Below are 19,569 nucleotides of genomic sequence, written 5' to 3'. Positions count from 1 at the left end.
GGAGCGGTCATTCCCCGCTCACCAGCACCACCTCCAGGGTGCGTGGACCGTGTACCCCCTCCACCCGGTCGAGTTCGATGTCACTGGTCGCGGACGGGCCGGAGATCCAGGTCAGCGGGCGGGTCGGGTCCAGGCGTTCGAGGCCCTGCGGGACGGAGGAGACGACCTGGTCGGGGACCCGTACGACGCAGATGTGGTGGTCGGGTACGAGGGTGATACGGCGGCGGCCCTGGTCGGGCGAGCCGTCCAGGACGATGGTGCCGGTCTCGGCGATGGCGACCGCACACCCGGTGACCACGCTGTCCACCTGGTCCAGTGCGTGCTGAGTGCTCTCGGCCCGGTCCGGCACCCGCTCGGCGTCGGCGGCCGCGAGCCACGCGGGATCGAGACCGGGCGGCACGAGCACCGTCTTCACACCCCGCGCCGCCAGCATCCCGGCGAGCGTCGCGGCAAGGTCGGCGGTCGTGCATCGGTGCACGATCGCCCGGTAGTCCGCCAGGTTCTCGGCGAGCAGATCCACCGTCTCCTCGACACTCCGGTCGCCGTGCTCGCGCAGATAGTCCCGGGGAACCGCCTGCTCGTACGGCGTGTCGTCCTGCTGTACGTCCGCCAGCGCGCGCTGCACCCGGCCCAGGATCCGCTCCCTGCTGCTCACTTGGAGCCGTCCTTTCCGCCGTTCGTACGTTGCCACCAGTCGCGGAAGGGCTCCTTAGGTACCGGCGGCAGGTCGCGCGTTTCGCTCCACGCCTTGCCGGGGCCCGGCAGTGAACGCGGATGGAGGCGCCGGGTGCGTGAGGCGAACCGCTGGCCGGTGCGCAGGGCGCCCGGGTGCGAGAACGCCCAGCGCGCCGCCCGCATGGCCGCCCGCTCGGCGGCATGCCCCTTCGCCGGCTGCAGCACGACCTTGTTGCCCTCGCGCGTCACCGGTCCGCCCTCGACGATCCGCTCCCGCAGATGCACGAGCACCTCGGGGATGTCGATGGCGACCGGGCAGACCTCGTAGCAGGCCCCGCACAGAGTCGACGCGTACGGCAGTGAGGCGTCGATCTCGCTTGCCGTGCCCCGGAGTTGGGGGCTGAGAATGGCGCCGATCGGGCCTGGATAGACCGAGCCGTAGGCGTGGCCGCCGGCCCGCTCGTACACCGGGCAGACGTTCAGGCAGGCCGAGCAGCGGATGCAGCGCAGGGCCTGGCGGCCGACCTCGTCGGCCAGGGTGTCGGTGCGGCCGTTGTCGATCAGGACCAGGTGGAAGTTCTGTGGGCCGTCCTCGTCCGTCGTGCCCGTCCACATCGAGGTGTACGGGTTCATGCGCTCGGCAGTGGACGAGCGGGGGAGGGTCTGCAGGAACACCTCCAGGTCACGCCAGGTCGGCAGGATCTTCTCGATGCCGACGACCGAGATCAGCGTCTCGGGCAGCGTCAGGCACATCCGGCCGTTGCCCTCGGACTCGACGACCACCAGGGTGCCGGTCTCCGCGATCATGAAGTTGGCGCCGGAGACGCCGACCTTGGCGCGCAGGAACTTCTCGCGGAGGTGGAGGCGTGCGGCCTCGGCGAGTTCTGCGGGTGTGTCCGTGAGGCCCTCGGGAGCCGGGCGGCCCCACTCGCTCATCTCGCGCGCGAAGATCTCCCGGATCTCACCCCGGTTGCGATGGATCGCAGGGACGAGGATGTGCGAGGGCCGGTCCTTGCCCAACTGCACGATCAGCTCGGCGAGATCGGTCTCGTAGGCGCGGATTCCCTCCTCCTCCAGCGCCTCGTTGAGCCCGATCTCCTGCGTGGCCATCGACTTGACCTTGACGACCTCCGACTCGCCGGTCTCCTTGACCAGTTCGGTGACGATCCGGTTGGCCTCGTCGGCGTCGGCGGCCCAGTGGACGATGCCGCCCGCGGCCGTCACCGACTCCTCCAACTGCACGAGATAGCGGTCGAGATGACGCAGCGTGTGGTCCTTGATCCGCTTGCCGGCCTCGCGCAGCTCGGCCCAGTCGGAGACCTCGGTGACGGCCTTCGCCCGCTTGGCGCGGATCGTGTGCGTGGCGTGGCGCAGATTGCCGCGCAGGGTCTGGTTGTTGACGGCCTCGTGCGCGGCCTTCGGGAAGGCCGGCATTCCTACGAACGTTCCGCTCATGCCGTCGGCTCCTCCTCAGTGCTCGCCAGGATCTCGGCGATGTGCACCGGTCGCATGTCCGTCTCCAGCCGGGCCATCGTCCCGCCGATGTGCATCAGACAGGAGTTGTCGGCCGCGCACAGCACCTCGGCGCCCGTCGACTCGGCGTTGCGCACCTTGTCCGCGCCCATCGCCGCCGAGACATCGGAGTTCTTCAGCGCGAAGGTGCCGCCGAAGCCGCAGCACTCGTCGGCGCCGGGAAGCTCCTTGAGTTCGAGTCCTTTGACGGCCTGGAGCAGCCGCCGGGGCCGGTCACCGAGCCCCAGGCTGCGCAACCCGTGGCAGGTCGGGTGGTACGTCACCGTGTGCGGGTAGTACGCCCCGACGTCCGTCACCCCCAGCACGTCCACCAGGAACTCCGTGAGCTCGTACGTCTTGGGCACCACGGGCGCCAGGGTGGCCGCGAGGGTGTCCCCGCGCCCCTCGGCCCGGGCCCGCTCACCCATCCGCGGATACAGCTCCCGCACCATGGCCCCGCACGACCCGGACGGCGTCACGATCGCCTCGTAGTCCCGGAATACATCGGAGAAATGCCGGGCCATCGGCTCGGCTTCATGCCGGTACCCGGTGTTGTAGTGCGCCTGCCCGCAGCAGGTCTGGGCCATCGGGAAGTCGACCTCGACGCCCAGTCTGGTCAGGAGTTTCACCACGGCGCGCCCGGTATCCGGGTAGAGCGTGTCGTTGACACAGGTCAGGAACAGGGCGACACGCATCGCGGGCTCCTTGTGGTCGATCATCGGATGAGTGCAGCGTAGTCCGGGGGAGGGGTCCGGGCGAGAGGTCCGGGGGCGGCCTCGTCAGCTCCCGGCGAGCCGGGCCTGAGCCTCGCGCCAGCGCTCCGGGTCGCCCCTGGGTTCGTACCGGGTCAGTGGCTGCGTACGGGTGAGCAGTCGGCGCCCGCCCGCGAGGTCACCGACAAGGCCGTGGGCCCGGGCCTGGACCAGGACGTTCCCGAGCGCCGCCGCTTCCGTCGGACCCGCCACCACCGGCAACCCGCAGGCGTCGGCGGTGAGTTGGCACAGCAGGGCGTTGCGGGTGCCGCCGCCGACGACGTGCACCACATCCACCGGATGGTCGGCGAGCCTCTGCGCGTCCTCGACGGCCTTGCGATGGGCGAGGGCCAGGGAGTCGAGGATGCAGCGCGTGATCTCGGCCGGCGACTCGGGCACCGGCTGCCCCGAGGCCCGGCAGGCCTCGGCGAGCCGCTCCGGCATCCGGCCCGGCGCCAGGAACGCCGCGTCCCCCGCGTCCACGACCGACCGCAGCGCCGGCACCTTGGCCGCATCCAGCAGCAACTCGCCCAGGTCGGGGTCGCCCCAGGCCCGTAGGCACTCCTGGAGCAGCCACAGCCCCATGATGTTGCGCAGATACCGGACCGTGCCGTCCAGTCCCAGCTCGTTGGTGAAGTTGGCGGTCCGGCTCTCCTCGGTGAGCACCGGAGCGTCCAGCTCCAGGCCCGCCAGGGACCAGGTGCCGGTGCAGATGTACGCGAACCGCTCGCCGGTGGCCGGGACGGCCGCGACCGCGGACGCGGTGTCGTGCGACCCGACCGCCGTCACAGGCACCGGCCCGGTCAGCCCGGTCTCCTCCAGCACCTCCGCCCGCAGCACACCCGCGGTCTCACCGGGCTGCCGCAGCGGCGCGAACAGGCCCAGGTCGATGCCCAGTCGGGCGGCGATGTCGTACGACCACTCGCGCGTCCGGGGATCGATCAGCTGGGTGGTGGAGGCGTTGGTCAGCTCGGTGCCCTGTTGGCCGGTGAGCCAGTACGTGAGCAGGTCGGGGATGAGCAACAGGCGTTGGGCGTGGGCCAGTTGGGTCGTGGAGCGCGCGGCTGTGAGCTGGTACAGCGTGTTGAAGGGCGCGTACTGCAGCCCCGTCGCGGCGTACAGCTCGGGGGCGGGCACGGTCGCCCACACCTTCTCCGCGACGCCCTCGGTCCGGGCGTCCCGGTAGTGCACGGGGTTGCCGAGCAGCGCTCCGTCGGCGTCGAGCAGGCCGTAGTCGACGGCCCAGCTGTCGATGCCGATGGAGTCCACCTGGCTCGCCGCCCGAAGCCCGTCCAGGACACCGCCGTACAGCGAGAGAACGTCCCAGCGCAGCCCCTCCGGCACCCGGACGGGCCGGTTGGGGAAGCGGTGTGCCTCGCTGAGCTCCAGGCTGTCGGGGCCGACGCGGCCGACCATGACACGTCCGCTGGACGCGCCGAGGTCGACCGCGGCGTACGACTTCACGTCCGCGCTCATCGCAGGAAGGCGGCCGCGACGCCGGCGTCGACCGGGACGTGCAGCCCCGTGGTGTGGGTCAACTCCCCGCCGGTCAGCGCGAAGACCGCGTTCGCGACGTGCTCGGGCAGCACCTCCCGCTTGAGGATGGTCCGCTGGGCGTAGAACTCGCCGAGCTTCGCCTCCTCCACCCCGTACACGGCGGCCCGCTGGGCACCCCAGCCGCCGGCGAAGATGCCGGACCCGCGCACCACACCATCCGGGTTGACCCCGTTGACGCGGATGCCGTGCTCGCCCAACTCGGCGGCCAGCAGCCGGACCTGGTGGGCCTGGTCGGCCTTGGTGGCCGAGTAGGCGATGTTGTTCGGGCCGGCGAACACGGCGTTCTTCGAGGCGATGTAGACGATGTCGCCGCCCAGCCCCTGCGCGATCATCACCCGGGCCGCCTCCCTCGACACCAGGAAGGAACCGCGGGCCATGATGTCGTGCTGGAGGTCCCAGTCCTTCGCCGAGGTCTCCAGCAGCGGCTTGGAGATGGAGATCCCGGCGTTGTTGACGATCAGATCGACACCGCCGAAGGCCAGCGCGGCCGCCTTGAAGGCCGCGGTGATCTGCTCCTCGGAGGTCACGTCGACGGTCACGGCGACGGCCTTGTCGGCCCCGCCGAGTTCCTCGGCGACCTGAGCGGCGTTCTCGGCGTTGAGGTCGGCGACGACAACGCACGCGCCCTCGGCGACGAGCCGGTGCGCGATCGCCTTGCCGATCCCGCTGCCGGCACCCGTCACCAGCGCCACGCGTGTCGCCAGCGGCTTGGGCTTCGGCATCCGCTGGAGCTTGGCCTCCTCGAGGGCCCAGTACTCGATGCGGAACTTCTCCGACTCCTCGATCGGCGCGTATGTCGAGACCGCCTCGGCCCCGCGCATCACGTTGATCGCGTTGACGTAGAACTCGCCGGCGACCCGGGCGGTCTGCTTGTCCTTGCCGAAGGAGAACATGCCCACGCCCGGGATCAGCACGATCGCCGGGTCGGCGCCGCGCATCGCGGGGGAGTCGGGCTCGGCGTGCCGCTGGTAGTAGGCGGCGTACTCCTCGCGGTACTCGGCGTGCAGCTCCTTGAGCCGCGCGATCGCCTCGTCGAGCGGGGCGGTGGGCGGCAGGTCGAGGACGAGGGGCCGCACCTTGGTCCGCAGGAAGTGGTCCGGGCAGGAGGTGCCGAGCGCGGCCAGCCGCGGATGCTCGGCGGCGGCGAGGAAGTCGAGGACGACCTCGGAGTCGGTGAAGTGCCCGACCTGCGGCTTGTCCTGGGAGGCGACGGCACGGACGTACGGGGCCAGCGCCGCGGCCCGCTCCCGCCGCTCGGCCTCGGCCGGCGGCTCGTACCCCTCGATGACCGGCCCGAACGGCTCCGGCTTCCCGCGCTCGGCGAGGAAGGCCTCCGCGGTCCGGATGATGTGCAGCGAGTTCCGCTCGCACTCCTCGGAGGTGTCCCCCCAGGCCGTGATCCCGTGCCCGCCGAGCACGCACCCGATGGCCTGCGGATTGGCCTCCTTGACCGCCGCGATGTCCAGCCCCAGCTGAAAACCGGGCCGCCGCCACGGCACCCACACCACGGTGTCCCCGAAACACTCGGCGGTCAGCTTCTCCCCGTCGGCGGCACAGGCGAGCGCGATCCCGGAGTCGGGGTGGAGGTGGTCGACGTGTGCGGCCTCGACGAGCCCGTGCATGGCGGTGTCGATGGAAGGAGCCGCGCCACCCTTGCCGTGCAGGCAGTAGTCGAAGGCGGCGACCATCTCGTCCTCGCGCTCGACGCCCGGATAGACATCGACGAGCGCCCGCATCCGGTCCAGCCGCAACACGGCCAGCCCACCCTCGGTGAGCGTCCCGAGATCCCCACCGGACCCCTTGACCCACATCAGCTCCACGTCACCACCGGTGACGGGATCGGTGTCGGTGCCTTTCGCGGACGTGTTGCCACCGGCGTAGTTGGTGTTACGGGGATCAGCGCCGAGCCGATGGGACCGGGCGAGGAGGGCGGCGGCTTCGGGGTGGGGTGCCATGAACGTTCAGTCCTTACTGGAGAGAGGGTGAGTGCACTTCTTCAGGGGCGCGGGGAACTGCGCGACCAGCCACATACGGCCCGCAGTCCGCAGCAGACAGAACTCGGCAGACGCTTACGCCCCCCACCCGGCCTGCTGCCCACCAACCCGCTCGGCCACGATCTTCTCGGCCCACCCGGACCGGCGGTACGCGGCAATGGGATCCGCGTCCAACCCCAGCTCCTCACGAACCTCGCCAAGCAGCGGACGCACGTCCGTGTTGTACGCGGCCATCAGCACCGCATTGGCCTCAAGCACATCCCCCGACCGCTGAGCCTCCGCCAGAGCCACCGCATCGACAAGCAGCGCCTTCGCCGTGGCCTCCTGCACATTCATCACCGACCGGATGATCGCCGGAATCTTCGCCTCGATGTTGTGGCACTGATCGAGCATGAACGCCACGTCGGGCGAGAACCCACCCCCACGGATCACCTCGTACATGATCCGGAAGAGCTGGAACGGATCGGCCGCACCCACCATGAGGTCGTCGTCGGCGTAGAACCGAGAGTTGAAGTCGAACCCACCGAGCTTCCCCTCCCGCAGCAGCGTCGCGACGATGAACTCGATGTTGGTGCCGGGCGCGTGATGACCGGTGTCGACAACTACCTGGGCCTTCGAGCCGAGCTTCAGGCAGTGGACGTAAGCCGTCCCCCAGTCAGGGACGTCCGTCGCATAGAACGCCGGCTCGAAGAACTTGTACTCCAGCAGCATCCGCTGCCCGTCCCCCAGCCGCGCGTAGACCTCGGAGAGCCCTTCGGCGAGCCGGTCCTGCCGCGCCCGGATGTCGTCCTGACCGGGATAGTTCGTCCCGTCGGCGAACCACAGCTTCAGATCGGCGGAGCCCGTCGCATCCATGATGTCGACGCACTCGAGCAGGTGGTCCACCGCCTTACGGCGGATCGCCGCCTCGGGATGGCAGATGCTGCCCAGCCTGTAGTCGTCGTCCTGGAACGTGTTGGAGTTGATCGCGCCGAGCTTCACGCCCCGCTCCTCGGCGAACTTGGCCAGCGCGGCATAGTCCTCGACCCTGTCCCAGGGGATGTGCAGGGCGACGGTCGGCGCGACACCGGTCACCGCATGCACCTGCGCCGCGTCCTCCAGCTTCTCCTGCGGAGTCCGCGGAACACCTTGCTGGGCGAACACCTTGAAGCGGGTCCCTGAATTCCCGTACGCCCACGACGGCGTCTCGACGGCCTGTGTCTTGAGAGCGGCCTTCACCGCGGCGAGCTCGGTCACTTGAGGGCTCCTGTGACGTCGGGTCAAAAGGACTTCGGTAGGACTTCTGAAAGGCTTCGCTGTGAAACGATTCAAGACGGGAAAGTATGAGCCCTTCGGGAGAGTGTCAACCCCTCCGACCAAGGCTGTTGCTCGTGACTCCGCTGTGACCTTCGTTCATCGAAATATTTTCGACACGGACCCATTGACGTGACATGGGCTCCATGCCTAACGTCCCGGCAACCAAGTTGAAACCTTTCACGACGCCGTGAGGGCCGTCCCGCCGGCGTCGTCGAGGAGCCTCCATGACCCACCCGTCCACCACGGGTCCGGCCCCGGTTCTCGCGCTCAAGGGCATCTCGAAGTCCTTCGGCGCGGTCCGCGCCCTGCGGGATGTCTCCCTGGATCTCTATCCCGGGGAGGTGCACGCCCTCGCCGGGGAGAACGGCGCGGGCAAGTCGACCCTCATCAAGACCCTTGCAGGAGTGCACCGACCGGACGCCGGCCAGGTGCTGCTCGACGGCGCGCCCGTCGTCTTCCACGGTCCCGGTGACGCCCGCGACGCCGGTATCGCCGTGATCTACCAGGAGCCCACGCTCTTCCCCGACCTGTCGATCGCCGAGAACATCTTCATGGGCCGCCAGCCCCGGCGCGCCTTCGGCCGGATCGACCACAAGACCACTCATTCGGCGACCCTGGCCCTGATGCAGCGGCTCGGTGTCGAACTCGACCCCGACCGCCCTGCGCGCGGCCTGTCCATCGCCGACCAGCAGATCGTCGAGATCGCCAAGGCGCTCTCCTTCGAGGCCCGCGTCCTGATCATGGACGAGCCGACCGCCGCCCTCACCGGCAGCGAGGTCGCCCGTCTTTTCGGCGTAGTCCGCACGCTGCGCGAGCAGGGCGCGGCCGTTCTCTTCATCTCGCACCGCCTCGAGGAGATCTTCCAGATCTGCCAGCAGGTGACCACCCTGCGCGACGGGGCCTGGATCGCCAGCGAACCGGTCGAGAACATGACCGAGGACGACCTCGTCCGCCGTATGGTCGGCCGCGACCTCGACGAGCTGTACCCGAAGCAGGACGTGCGGCCGGGCGAGGTCGCGCTGACCGTGCGCCGGCTGACCCGGGAGGGCGTCTTCACCGACGTCTCCTTCGATGTGCGGCGCGGCGAGATCGTCGGCCTCGCGGGCCTCGTGGGAGCCGGCCGTACCGAAGTCGCCCGGGCGGTGTTCGGCATCGACCGCTGGGACGCCGGTGAGGTGTCCGTGGGCGGCAAGGCGCTGGTCAACGGCGCCCCGTCCACCGCGATGGCCGCAGGGCTCGCCCTCGTCCCCGAGGACCGGCGCGCCCAGGGTCTGGTGATGGACATGTCCATCGAGCGCAACATCGGGCTCACAGGGCTCCGTACGACCGTCAAGGCCGGCCTCATGGACCGCGGCGCCGAACGCAGCCGCTCCTTCGACTGGGCCGTCAAGCTCCAGGTCAAGTACGCCCGCATCGCCGACACCGTCAACACCCTGTCCGGCGGAAACCAGCAGAAGGTCGTCCTCGCCAAGTGGCTCGCCACCGGCCCCGAGGTGCTGATCGTCGACGAGCCCACCCGCGGCATCGACGTCGGCACCAAGGCCGAGGTGCACCGGCTGCTCAGCGAGCTGGCCGCCGACGGGGTGGCCATCCTGATGATCTCCTCCGACCTGCCCGAGATCCTCGGCATGGCCGACCGCGTGCTGGTCATGCACGAGGGCCGGCTCACCGCAGAGATCCCGCGCTCCGAAGCCACCGAGGAAACCGTGATGGCCGCAGCCACCGGGAGGGCCGCCGCATGACGGTGACCACCCCTCAGCAGGCCCCTCCCGCAGAGGTGCCCAAGGCCGGTGCCACCCGGCTCGTCGACCGTGTGTTCAAGATGCGCGAGCTCGCCATCCTGCTCGTCTTCCTGGTGATGATCGGCGTCACCCAGGCCGGCAACAGCGAGTTCCTCACCGAGCAGGGCATCAAGGACCTGCTGCTGAACGCCACCATCCTGGTCCTGGTCGCCACCGGACAGTCGCTGGTCGTCATCACGCGCAACGTCGACCTGTCGGTCGGCTCCACGCTCGGCATCAGCGCCTTCGCCGCCGGCACCTACCTCCAGGGCGGTGGCAACCCGGTCGTCGCCATCCTCCTGGCGGTCCTGATGGGCATCGGCTTCGGCCTGCTCAACGGCCTTCTTGTGAGCCTCGGCCAGGTGCCCGCGCTCGTCGTCACCCTCGGCACGCTCTACATCATCCGAGGCATCGACTCGATCTGGGTCGGCTCCCGCCAGATCACGGCGGCCGACCTCTCGGACGGCTTCGTGGACTTCGGCTCCGGCGGCATCTCCGCGGTGCCGTGGCTGGCGCTGATCGCGCTGGCGGTGCTGATCGCGACCGCGTACTACCTCAAGCACTTCGGCAGCGGACGCGAGCTGTACGCGCTCGGCTCCAACCCCGAGGCCGCCCGCCTCGCCGGCATCCCCGTCCGCAAGCGGATCCTGGCGGCGTACACCTTCTGCGGCGGCCTCGCCGGACTGGCCGGCGCGATGTACCTGGCCCGGTTCGGCAACGTCGACTCGGGCACCGGCAACGGCTACGAACTGACCGTCGTCAGCGCGGTCGTGGTCGGCGGCGTCGTCTTCACCGGCGGCTCCGGCAGCGTCTACGGCGCGGCCCTCGGCGCCCTGCTGCTGACCTCGATCAACAGCGTGCTGCCCGCCCTCGGCGTCAGCTCGGTCTGGGTGCTGGCCATCAACGGCATCCTGCTCATCCTCGCCATCGCGGTCGACCGGATCGTCGCGCTGCGCGTGGCCTCCGCCCTGAAGAAGAGGAACGCCCGCCATGGCTGACTTCTCCCTGAGTCGAGCGATCCGCTGGTCCGCCTTGAAAAGGTGGGATTCAGCCGTCGGCGCCCTTCTCATCGTCGTCCTGCTGCTGTCCTTCGGCACTGTCGACGGCTTCGGCAACGCCCTCAACCTGTCGTTCCTGATCGGCAACACTCTGCCGATCGCGCTGATCGCCCTGCCCATGACGCTGCTCGTGGTCGCCGGCGAGATCGACCTCTCGGTCGCCTCCACCGCCGGTCTGTCCGGCGCGGTGATGGGCGCCCTGTGGAACCAGGGCATGACGATCGAGACGATCATCCCGATCTGCCTGCTGCTCGGCGTGGTGTGCGGCCTCATCAACGGCCTCCTCGTCACCCGGCTCGGGCTGCCCTCCCTCGCCGTCACCATCGGCACCCTCGCCGCCTACCGGGGCATCGCACAGATCGTGCTCGGCTCCGACGCGGTGACCGACTTCCCCACCCAGTACCTGGACTTCGCGTCCGGACGCATCGGGGACACCTTCATCCCGCAGGCCTTCCTGCCCTTCCTCGTCCTGCTCGCGATCGCCGTGGTCGTGCTGCACGCCACCCCGTTCGGGCGGTCGCTGTTCGCGATCGGCGCGAGCGAGGAGGCGGCACGGTTCGCCGGTCTCCGGGTCAGGCGGCAGAAGTTGATCCTGTTCACGGTGACGGGGCTGATGGCCTCGCTCACCGGGATCTTCTGGGCGCTGCACTACGCCAGCGCTCGCTATGACAACGCGACGGGCCTCGAACTCTCCGTGGTCGCGGCCGTGTTGCTCGGTGGCATCGACTTCGACGGCGGCAAGGGCACGCTCGGTGGCGCCATCGCCGGGGTGTTCTTGCTCGGGGCTCTGCAGAACGTGATGAGCCTGCAGGACGTCTCGGCGCAGTCGCAGATCGTCGTCACCGGTGTGCTGCTTGTGCTGTCGGTGCTCGGCCCGCGTGTGGCACGCCAGATCGCAGTGGCGAGGGCGGCACGCTCCACCGGATAGGCCGTTCGTCGGCTGCGGACCGCCTGTGGCTGGTCGCTCCCCCCACTCTCGGCTTCGCTCGAGCGGGGGACCTCCATCGCGGCGGAGCCGCATATCGAAACAGTCCCGCGCCCCTGAAGGGGCGCTCCACTCACCCTCGTATCAAAGGACCCCATGCCATGCGTAAGTCATCCCTCCGCCGCACTTGTGCCGCGATCGCCGCCGGAACCTCCCTCGCCCTCGCCCTCACCGCCTGCGGTGGCACCACCAAGAGCGACGTCAAGGACGACAGCTCCGCTGCCGCCTCCGCCGGCAAGGCCGACCCCAACGCTGCCACCAAGAAGGGCCTGACCGTCGGGTTCCTGCCCAAGCAGGTCAACAACCCGTACTTCACCTCCGCCGACAAGGGCGGCGAGAAGGCCCTCACCGAACTGGGCAGCAAGTACAAGGAGGTCGGCCCCTCCAGCGCCACCGACACCGCCGGGCAGGTCAGTTACGTCAACACGCTCACCCAGCAGCAGGTGAACGCGATGGCCGTCTCCGCGCAGGACCCGGGCGCCCTGTGCACCGCGCTCAAGCAGGCCATGAACAACGACATCAAGGTCGTCACCTACGACTCCGACACCAAGCCCGAGTGCCGCAACGCCTTCGTCTCGCAGGCCAGTGCCGAGGACCTGGGCCGCACCGAGGTGCAGCTGCTCGCCGAACAGATCGACTACAAGGGCGAGATCGCGATCCTGTCCGCCGCGCAGACCGCTACGAACCAGAACACCTGGATCGACTTCATGAAGGACGAGCTGAAGGACGCCAAGTACAAGGACATCAAGCTCGTCAAGATCGCGTACGGCAACGACGACGCCCAGCAGTCCTTCCAGCAGACCCAGGGCCTCCTCCAGGAGTACCCGAACCTGAAGGGGATCATCTCCCCGACCACCGTCGGCATCAAGGCCGCCGCCCAGTACCTCTCCGGCTCCAAGTACAAGGGCAAGGTCAAGCTGACCGGCCTCGGCACCCCGAACGACATGCGCAAGTACGTCAAGAACGGCACCGTCGAGGGGTTCGAGCTGTGGGACCCGGCGAAGCTCGGCGACCTGGCCGCGCGTACGGCCGTGGCGCTGGTCTCGGGTCAGATCACCGGCAAGGAGGGCGAGACCTTCAAGGCCGGCGACACCACCTACACCATCGGCAAGGACGGCGTGATCAACCTCGGCAAGCCGACCGTGTTCAACGCCAAGAACATCGACCAGTTCAACTTCTAGTAGCCGGAGGGTTGTTGATGCAGCGCGTGTGCTTCCTGCTCATGGTCCGGGCGGACCGCCTCGACGAGTACCGCGAGCGGCACGCAGCCGTGTGGCCCGAGATGCTCGAGGCGCTCTCGGCCACCGGCTGGCGCAACTACTCGCTCTTCCTGCGTGAAGACGGCCTCCTGGTCGGCTACCTGGAGACCGAGGACTTCGCCGCCGCCCAGGCCGGCATGGAAGCCGCCTATGTCAACGCCCGCTGGCAGGCGGAGATGGCGCCGTTCTTCGAGTCGCTGGACGGCGCCCGTCCCGATGAGGCCATGAAACCGCTCACCGAAGTGTTCCACCTCGCCTGACCCCGTTCGTCCCCTCCCCCTTCCTCGCACGACAATGGAGTCCTCGAGATGAAGAGACGCACCCTGCTGGGCGCCGCACTCGCCGGAGCCGTGATGACCCCTGCCCTTGCTTCCGGCACAGCCCGGGCCGCCGACCCCGGCCCCTCCGTCAGCAAGACGGGGACCACCCAACTCGACGGTCAGGCCGTCTTCTTCGTCTCCTACGACGGCCTGGTCAACAACAACTCGTTCCAGAAGAACGGCCTGTTCACGTACAAGGGCTACCAGTACGCCGCCTGGTACACCTCGACGAAGAACGCCGTCATCGCCCGCCGCGTCCTCGGCGGGTCCAGCTGGTCGAAGGTCACGCTCTCCCACACCCTCAAGAGCAGCGACTCCCACAACGTCATCTCCATGGGCGTCTCCAAGGTCGACGGCCGCCTGCACATCAACATGGACTCGCACAGCGACGGCTTCTTCTACGTGAAGTCGGTCGCGGGCCTCCTCGACAACCCGGCGTCCACGTCCTGGACCTCGTCCGTCTTCGGCTCCGTCCAGACCTCGCTCGACGGTCTCGCGCTCACCTCGCAGTTCACCTACCCGCAGTTCGTCGCGACCCCCGAGGGCAAGCTGCAGCTCAGCTACCGGGTCGGGATCTCCGGCAACGGGCGCAACGCCCTTGCCGAGTACGACGGTTCGTCCTGGACCGCTCTTGGGGAGTGGTCCAGCTCCACCGGCACCTACACCAGCTCGCACGGCTCCAGCACGGCCCGCAACATGTACCTGCACGGCATCGACTACGACGTCAACGGCCGCCTGCACTCCTTCTTCACCTGGCGCGAGCAGAGCGCCGCCGTGATGTGCAACAGCGGCGGCATCACCAACCACGACACGGGCTACGTCTACTCGACCGACCGCGGCCGCACCTGGCGCAACAACGCCGGCACCCTCGTGGGCACCACGGGCAGCTCCGACACCGTGGCCGTCACCGACTCCGGACTGGTCGTCGACTCCCTCAACCCGGACCACTCCCTGATGAACCAGGAGAGCCAGTTCACCGACTCGGCCGGCCTCCCGCACGCGATCATCAGCTACGTCCCGGGCCGCTTCGGCCAGTGCACCACCAACTACGTCAGCGACCGCACCGCCAACGGCCGGGCCTTCCACCTCCGAAAGAACTCCTCGGGCACCTGGACCAAGACGGAGATCCCTGTCGTGCTGGGCTCCAGCCAGCGCACCAAGCTGGTCCTGGACAAGTACGACAACGCCTACGCGATCTTCCCCTTCGGCCGTATCGCCGCCGCGTCGAAGTCCTCCGGGTACACCGACTGGGCGGTGCTGTACGACGGCAGCGACCTGAACGCCTTCGGCGAGGTAGTGATCGACGAGCTCCGGGTGAAGGCGGACAACGTCCTGTCGGTCATGTACCAGGAGGCGTCGAGCGGCACGACTCCGTCGGCGCTGCACGTCGTCGACTTCGCACTGCCCGCGTGACCGGGGGAGACGCCGGCGTTCATGACGGTAATGTGAAGGTCCTTCCGCCCTCCCACGTCCCTCTGGAGGTCCCTGCCTGATGGCCCAGTCGGTGGGTATCAAGGATGTCGCCCGCGTCGCCGGAGTCTCCGTCGGCACGGTGTCGAACGTGATCAATCGTCCGGACACCGTCGCCACCGAGACCCGGGCGCGGGTGCTGTCCGCGATCGACCGGCTCGGCTACGTCCGCAGCGAGTCCGCGCGCCAGCTGCGCGCGGGCCGCAGCCGAATCATGGGTCTGCTCGTCCTCGACATGGGCAACCCGTTCTTCGTCGACGTCGCGCGCGGTGCCGAGCGGGCCGCGCGCGAGGACGGGCTCGGCGTGATGGTCTGCAACAGCGCCCAGAGCGCGAGCGAGGAGGCCGAGTACCTGTCCCTCTTCGCCGAGCAGCGGGTGCGCGGTGTGCTGCTGACCCCCGCCGACGCGACGGGCCGCAACATCGAGAGCTTCCGGCGCCACGGCATCCCCTTCGTCCTCGTCGACCGGGTCGCCGAGGGCACCACGGAGTGCTCGGTCTCCGTCGACGACGTGGCGGGCGGCGCCCTGGCGGTGCGCCACCTCGTCGACGCCGGGCACCGCTCCATCGCGTACGTCAGCGGCCCGCCCGGGCTCAACCAGGTCCGCGACCGCCGTACCGGCGCTTTGAACGCGCTCGCCGAGGCGGGGCTCGGGCCGGAGTGCCTGCGCGAGCTGCCCACCGAACGGCTCGACGTGGCCGCCGGGCGGGACGCGGGCGCCCGTCTGCTCGGCCTCGCCGACCGCCCCACCGCCGTCTTCTGTGCCAACGACCTGCTCGCCCTGGGCGTCCTGCAGGCCATGTACGCGGCCGGCATAGGAGTCCCCGACGACCTCGCCATCGTCGGCTACGACGACATCGAGTTCGCGGCCGCCGCGGCCGTCCCGCTCACCTCGGTCCGCCAGCCCGCCGTCACCATGGGCGCCATGGCCGCCGAACTCCTCCTGGAGGAGACGGAGGCCGAGAGCTCGCCGAGGAAACACGAGCACCGACGGGTCGTGCTCCAGCCCGAACTGGTGGTGCGGCGCTCCAGCCTCTCGGCGCGCTGATCAGCCGTTCAGTACGATTCCATGATCCCGAGGGTCGGCGGGTCGGACGAACATGTGCTGAACTGGGACGCGCCTGAAAATCCGTCCGTCCCGGGAGCCCTGTTGACCGCGACCTACCGCCAGCCCGGCGTCGTCCTCACCGACCGCCACTTCACCGTGCCCCTCGATCACGAGAACCCGGCCGGAGAGACGGTCGAGCTCTACGCCCGCGAGGTCGTCGCCGGCGACAAGGCGGCCCAGGGCCTGCCGTGGCTGGTCTACCTCCAGGGCGGCCCGGGCTTCGGAGCGAACCGTTTCGTCGGCAAGGGCGGCTGGCTCGGCCGCGCCCTGAAGGAGTACCGCGTCCTGCTCCTCGACCAGCGCGGCACCGGGCACTCCACGCCCGCCAACCGCCAGACGCTCCCGCTGCGCGGCGGCCCCGCCGCCCAGGCCGACTACCTGGCCCGTTTCCGCGCCGACTCGATCGTCCGCGACTGCGAGGCGATCCGCGCCGAGCTGACCGGCGGCGCCCCCTGGACCGTCCTCGGCCAGAGCTACGGCGGCTTCTGTGCGGTGAACTACCTGTCCACCGCCCCCGAGGGCCTGGCCGCCGCCGTGATCACCGGCGGCCTGCCCTCCCTCGACGCCCACGCCGACGACGTCTACCGGGCCGCCTTCCCGCGGATCGAGCGCAAGGTCACCGCCCACTACGCCCGCTACCCGCAGGACGTCGAGCGCGCCCGCCGTATCGCCGACCACCTCCTCGGTCACGACGTGATCCTGCCGAACGGCTACCGGCTCACCGTCGAGGCCTTCCAGTCCCTCGGCATCCTCCTCGGGACCAGCGAGGGCAGCCACCGGCTCCACTACCTCCTCGAACACGCCTTCGTCCGCACCCCACAGGGCTCCGTGCTGTCCGACGCGTTCCAGGAAGACGTCCAGGGGCTCCTGTCGTACGCGCGACACCCGCTCTACGCCCTCGTCCACGAGACGATCTACGGCCAGGACGAGCGGCCCACCGCCTGGTCGGCCGAGCGGGTGCGCGCCGAGTTCCCGCAGTTCGACGCGGCCAAGACGCTCGCCGGCGAGGAACCGCTGCTGTTCACCGGTGAGTCCGTCCACCCCTGGACGTTCGACTGCGACCCGGCCCTGCGCCCGCTGCGCGAGACCGCGGACCTCCTCGCGGCCCGCACCGACTGGACACCGCTGTACGACCGGGCCAGCCTCGCGGCCAACGAGGTCCCGGTGGCCGCGGCCGTCTACCACGACGACATGTACGTCGACAGGGCCCACGCCCTCGAGACCGCCCGCTCCATCCGCGGCCTGCGCACCTGGGTCACCGACGAGTTCGAGCACGACGGCGTCGGCGCGGGCGGCCCCCGCGTCCTCGACCGGCTGCTCGCCCTCACCCGCGACGAGGCCTGATGTCAGAGGCTCGGGCTAGTCTGCGGACATGACGGACATGACCGAGCCGACGATCCCCCAGCTCCAGCCCATGCCCGACGACTGGCAGCGCGCCCTCGCGGTCGTGGCGCACCCGGACGACCTGGAATACGGCTGCTCGGCGGCGATCGCCGCATGGACCGACGGCGGCCGCGAGGTCGCCTACGTCCTGGCGACCCGCGGCGAGGCCGGCATCGACACGCTGGAACCCGCGAAGTGCGGCCCGCTGCGCGAGCAGGAGCAGCGGGCCAGCGCGGCGATCGTGGGCGTGACGACGGTGGAGTTCCTCGACCACAAGGACGGCGTGATCGAGTACGGCACCGACCTGCGCCGCGACATCGCCGCCGCGATCCGCCGACACCGCCCCGAGCTGGTGATCACCCTCAACCACCGGGACACCTGGGGCGGCATCGCCTGGAACACCCCCGACCATGTGGCGGTGGGCCGCGCCACCCTGGACGCGGCCGGGGACGCCGGCAACCGGTGGATCTTCCCGGAGCTGGCCGAGCAGGGCCTGGAGCCTTGGGACGGCGTCCGCTGGGTCGCCGTCGCCGGTTCCGCCACACCCACCCACGCGGTCGACGCGACGCCCGGCCTGGAGCGGGCGGTGCGCTCGCTGCTCGAACACCGCACCTACATCGAGGTGTTGACGAGCGAGGACCCGGAGACGTACGTACGCGGATTCCTGACGGGGAACGTGGCGGCGACGGGGGAGCGGTTCGGCGGGAAGCCGGCCGTGGCCTTCGAGGTCTTCGGCAGATAGCCCCTCGTCCAGGCTTGGCCCGACGGCCGACGACATGCCCCGCCCTGCATTCCGGCATATGGTTCATTTCGTCCATGCGACGACGCCGGAGGCCGAGAGGACATCACCTGATGAGCACACCGTCACCCCACGGACGGTCCCGGTTCACCGCCCTCGCCGTGGCCCTGGCCGCCGCCGCGAGCACATTCACGCTGGCGTCGTGCAGCAGCGACGACGACGCGAGCGGATCGTCGTCGGTCACCGGACGGCTCCCGGCCCCGGACACGGCGTCCTTCTCCGGCGCGGTGCCCTCCGCGCTGAAGTCGGCCAAGGCATCGGTGCGCGCCGCAGCCTCCGCGGCGGCCTCATCCGCCTCGGCAGCCGCCTCCGCCTTCGAGGCCTCGGTGTCGGCGGAGGTGGAGCGGGCCAACAAGGCCGCCCAGACCGAGCTCGCGAAGGTCGACGGGCAGGGCAACGCGATGTCCGACGTCGCCATGACCGGCAAACCGCGCTCCGAGACCGGCGGACTGCTCGCGGTCGTCGTCACCATCACCAACAAGACGGACAAGCAGGCGTCGTACGCCGTCCAGGTCGACTTCCTCGACTCCTCGGGCAAGGTGGTGGAGACCCGGTACGTCGGTGCCGAGGACCTCGACTCCGGCGAGAAGGCCCAGCCCCTCGCCGTCAGCCGCAAGCCCCAGGAGCCGGTGCTGACACCGAAGCTGGCCAAGGCGCAACGGTATTAGCCTTCACCGAAGGCGTGATTTGATCGTCGGGTTCGCCAGGACGACACGGGGGGTGGCGTGAACGGAACGGACCTGCTCGCGGAGCGCTTCGAGGAGCACCGCGGGCACCTGCGGGCGGTGGCCTACCGGATGCTCGGCTCGCTCTCGGAGGCGGAGGACGCGGTCCAGGAGACCTGGCTGAAGCTGAGCCGCAGCGACACGGACGGCATCCGCAACCTCGGCGGCTGGCTGACCACGGTGACCGGCCGGGTCTGCCTCGACATGCTGCGCTCCCGGGCGGCACGGCGTGAGGATCCCCTGGACGACACCTTCGTTCCCGACCCGGTGATCAGTCCGCTGTCCCGGATCGACCCCGAACAGGAAGTGCTCCAGGCCGATTCGGTGGGCCTCGCCCTGCTCGTGGTGCTGGAGAACCTGGAGCCCGCGGAGCGTCTCGCGTTCGTGCTGCACGACATGTTCGCGGTGCCGTTCGACGACATCGCGCCGATCGTGGAACGCAGTTCGGCCGCCACCCGGCAGCTGGCCGGCCGGGCCCGGCGCCGGGTGCAGGGCGCCGCTCCCTCGTCCGAACCCGACCTCGGCAAGCAGCGCGAGGTCCTGGACGCCTTCCTGGCCGCCTGCAACGCGGGGGACTTCGAGGCCCTGGTCGCCGTGCTCCACCCCGATGTCGTGCTGCGTGCCGACTCCGGGGCCCTGGTCGGCGGGGCGGCCGCCTCGAAGGTGGTGCGGGGCGCGAAGGCCGTGGCCGAACAGGCGATGCTGTTCCGGCGGTTCGCGCAGGACGCGCGACTCGCACTGGTCAACGGCGACGTCGGGGTTGTCAACGCGCCCGAGGGCCGGCCGCTGTCGGTCATGGGCGTCACGGTCGCCGAGGGCAGGATCGTCGCCCTGCACATCCTGGCCGATCCGGAACGTCTCGCCCGTCTCGGACTGCCGGGCGCCGCAGGCTGAG

At 69.9% G+C, this 19,569-nt stretch carries 17 protein-coding genes; 11 read left to right on the top strand and 6 right to left on the bottom strand.

Annotated elements, in window-relative coordinates; all coding sequences use genetic code 11:
* Window positions 1-7 precede the first annotated feature (7 nt).
* The 6 genes from IG08_RS0126860 to rhaI form a co-directional block, all read right to left on the bottom strand.
* Entirely contained in the window at window positions 8-655 is a 648-nt protein-coding gene (locus IG08_RS0126860) for a LutC/YkgG family protein (RefSeq protein WP_030607486.1), read from the bottom strand.
* The gene (locus IG08_RS0126855) at window positions 652-2,130 is read right to left on the bottom strand and encodes a LutB/LldF family L-lactate oxidation iron-sulfur protein (RefSeq protein ID WP_030607482.1); all 1,479 of its coding nucleotides are present in this window, start codon (window positions 2,128-2,130) and stop codon (window positions 652-654) included. The genes IG08_RS0126860 and IG08_RS0126855 overlap by 4 nt, the downstream gene beginning before the upstream one ends.
* Window positions 2,127-2,882, bottom strand: coding sequence for a (Fe-S)-binding protein (locus IG08_RS0126850; RefSeq protein ID WP_030607478.1), 756 nt, complete (start codon window positions 2,880-2,882; stop codon window positions 2,127-2,129). Before IG08_RS0126850 ends, IG08_RS0126855 begins: the two co-directional genes overlap by 4 nt.
* Window positions 2,883-2,966: 84 nt before the next feature.
* Window positions 2,967-4,415, bottom strand: a complete 1,449-nt coding sequence (locus tag IG08_RS0126845) for a rhamnulokinase (RefSeq protein ID WP_030607475.1) — start codon at window positions 4,413-4,415, stop codon at window positions 2,967-2,969.
* Window positions 4,412-6,451 carry a bifunctional rhamnulose-1-phosphate aldolase/short-chain dehydrogenase gene (locus tag IG08_RS0126840; RefSeq protein WP_030607472.1) on the bottom strand — a complete coding sequence of 680 codons (2,040 nt, stop codon included), beginning with the start codon at window positions 6,449-6,451 and terminating at the stop codon, window positions 4,412-4,414. The genes IG08_RS0126845 and IG08_RS0126840 overlap by 4 nt, the downstream gene beginning before the upstream one ends.
* Before the next feature lie 114 nt (window positions 6,452-6,565).
* Window positions 6,566-7,726: an L-rhamnose isomerase gene (rhaI, locus tag IG08_RS0126835; protein WP_030607469.1), complete on the bottom strand. Its 1,161-nt coding sequence runs from the start codon at window positions 7,724-7,726 to the stop codon at window positions 6,566-6,568.
* A gap of 284 nt (window positions 7,727-8,010) precedes the next feature.
* Between rhaI and IG08_RS0126830 the strand changes: the two genes are divergently transcribed.
* The 11 genes from IG08_RS0126830 to sigJ all read left to right on the top strand — a co-directional run bounded on the left by IG08_RS0126830 (window position 8,011) and on the right by sigJ (window position 19,568).
* Entirely contained in the window at window positions 8,011-9,528 is a 1,518-nt protein-coding gene (locus IG08_RS0126830; protein WP_030607466.1) for a sugar ABC transporter ATP-binding protein, read from the top strand.
* Window positions 9,525-10,565, top strand: coding sequence for an ABC transporter permease (locus tag IG08_RS0126825; protein WP_030607463.1), 1,041 nt, complete (start codon window positions 9,525-9,527; stop codon window positions 10,563-10,565). The genes IG08_RS0126830 and IG08_RS0126825 overlap by 4 nt, the downstream gene beginning before the upstream one ends.
* A complete protein-coding gene (locus IG08_RS0126820; protein WP_030607460.1) occupies window positions 10,558-11,553 on the top strand; it encodes an ABC transporter permease in 996 nt (331 codons plus the stop codon). Before IG08_RS0126825 ends, IG08_RS0126820 begins: the two co-directional genes overlap by 8 nt.
* A 158-nt stretch (window positions 11,554-11,711) precedes the next feature.
* Entirely contained in the window at window positions 11,712-12,791 is a 1,080-nt protein-coding gene (rhaS, locus tag IG08_RS0126815; RefSeq protein WP_030607457.1) for a rhamnose ABC transporter substrate-binding protein, read from the top strand.
* A gap of 17 nt (window positions 12,792-12,808) precedes the next feature.
* On the top strand, window positions 12,809-13,129 hold the full coding sequence (locus tag IG08_RS0126810; protein ID WP_030607455.1) for an L-rhamnose mutarotase: 321 nt from the start codon (window positions 12,809-12,811) through the stop codon (window positions 13,127-13,129).
* 48 nt (window positions 13,130-13,177) lie between these two features.
* Window positions 13,178-14,602: a BNR repeat-containing protein gene (locus IG08_RS0126805; RefSeq protein WP_030607451.1), complete on the top strand. Its 1,425-nt coding sequence runs from the start codon at window positions 13,178-13,180 to the stop codon at window positions 14,600-14,602.
* A gap of 79 nt (window positions 14,603-14,681) precedes the next feature.
* Window positions 14,682-15,707, top strand: a complete 1,026-nt coding sequence (locus IG08_RS0126800; RefSeq protein ID WP_030607447.1) for a LacI family DNA-binding transcriptional regulator — start codon at window positions 14,682-14,684, stop codon at window positions 15,705-15,707.
* 102 nt (window positions 15,708-15,809) lie between these two features.
* The gene (locus tag IG08_RS0126795) at window positions 15,810-17,111 is read left to right on the top strand and encodes an alpha/beta fold hydrolase (RefSeq protein ID WP_030607444.1); all 1,302 of its coding nucleotides are present in this window, start codon (window positions 15,810-15,812) and stop codon (window positions 17,109-17,111) included.
* A gap of 37 nt (window positions 17,112-17,148) precedes the next feature.
* Entirely contained in the window at window positions 17,149-17,892 is a 744-nt protein-coding gene (locus IG08_RS0126790) for a PIG-L deacetylase family protein (RefSeq protein WP_030607439.1), read from the top strand.
* A gap of 110 nt (window positions 17,893-18,002) precedes the next feature.
* The gene (locus IG08_RS0126785; protein WP_030607437.1) at window positions 18,003-18,617 is read left to right on the top strand and encodes an FxLYD domain-containing protein; all 615 of its coding nucleotides are present in this window, start codon (window positions 18,003-18,005) and stop codon (window positions 18,615-18,617) included.
* Between the two features lie 57 nt (window positions 18,618-18,674).
* On the top strand, window positions 18,675-19,568 hold the full coding sequence (gene sigJ / locus IG08_RS0126780) for an RNA polymerase sigma factor SigJ (RefSeq protein ID WP_030607436.1): 894 nt from the start codon (window positions 18,675-18,677) through the stop codon (window positions 19,566-19,568).
* Window position 19,569 lies beyond the last annotated feature (1 nt).

The organism is Streptomyces fulvoviolaceus, assembly GCF_000718165.1.
GTDB lineage: Bacteria > Actinomycetota > Actinomycetes > Streptomycetales > Streptomycetaceae > Streptomyces > Streptomyces fulvoviolaceus.
Note: the sequence above shows the minus strand (reverse complement) of the source record. Positions and strands in the feature narration are given on the sequence as shown.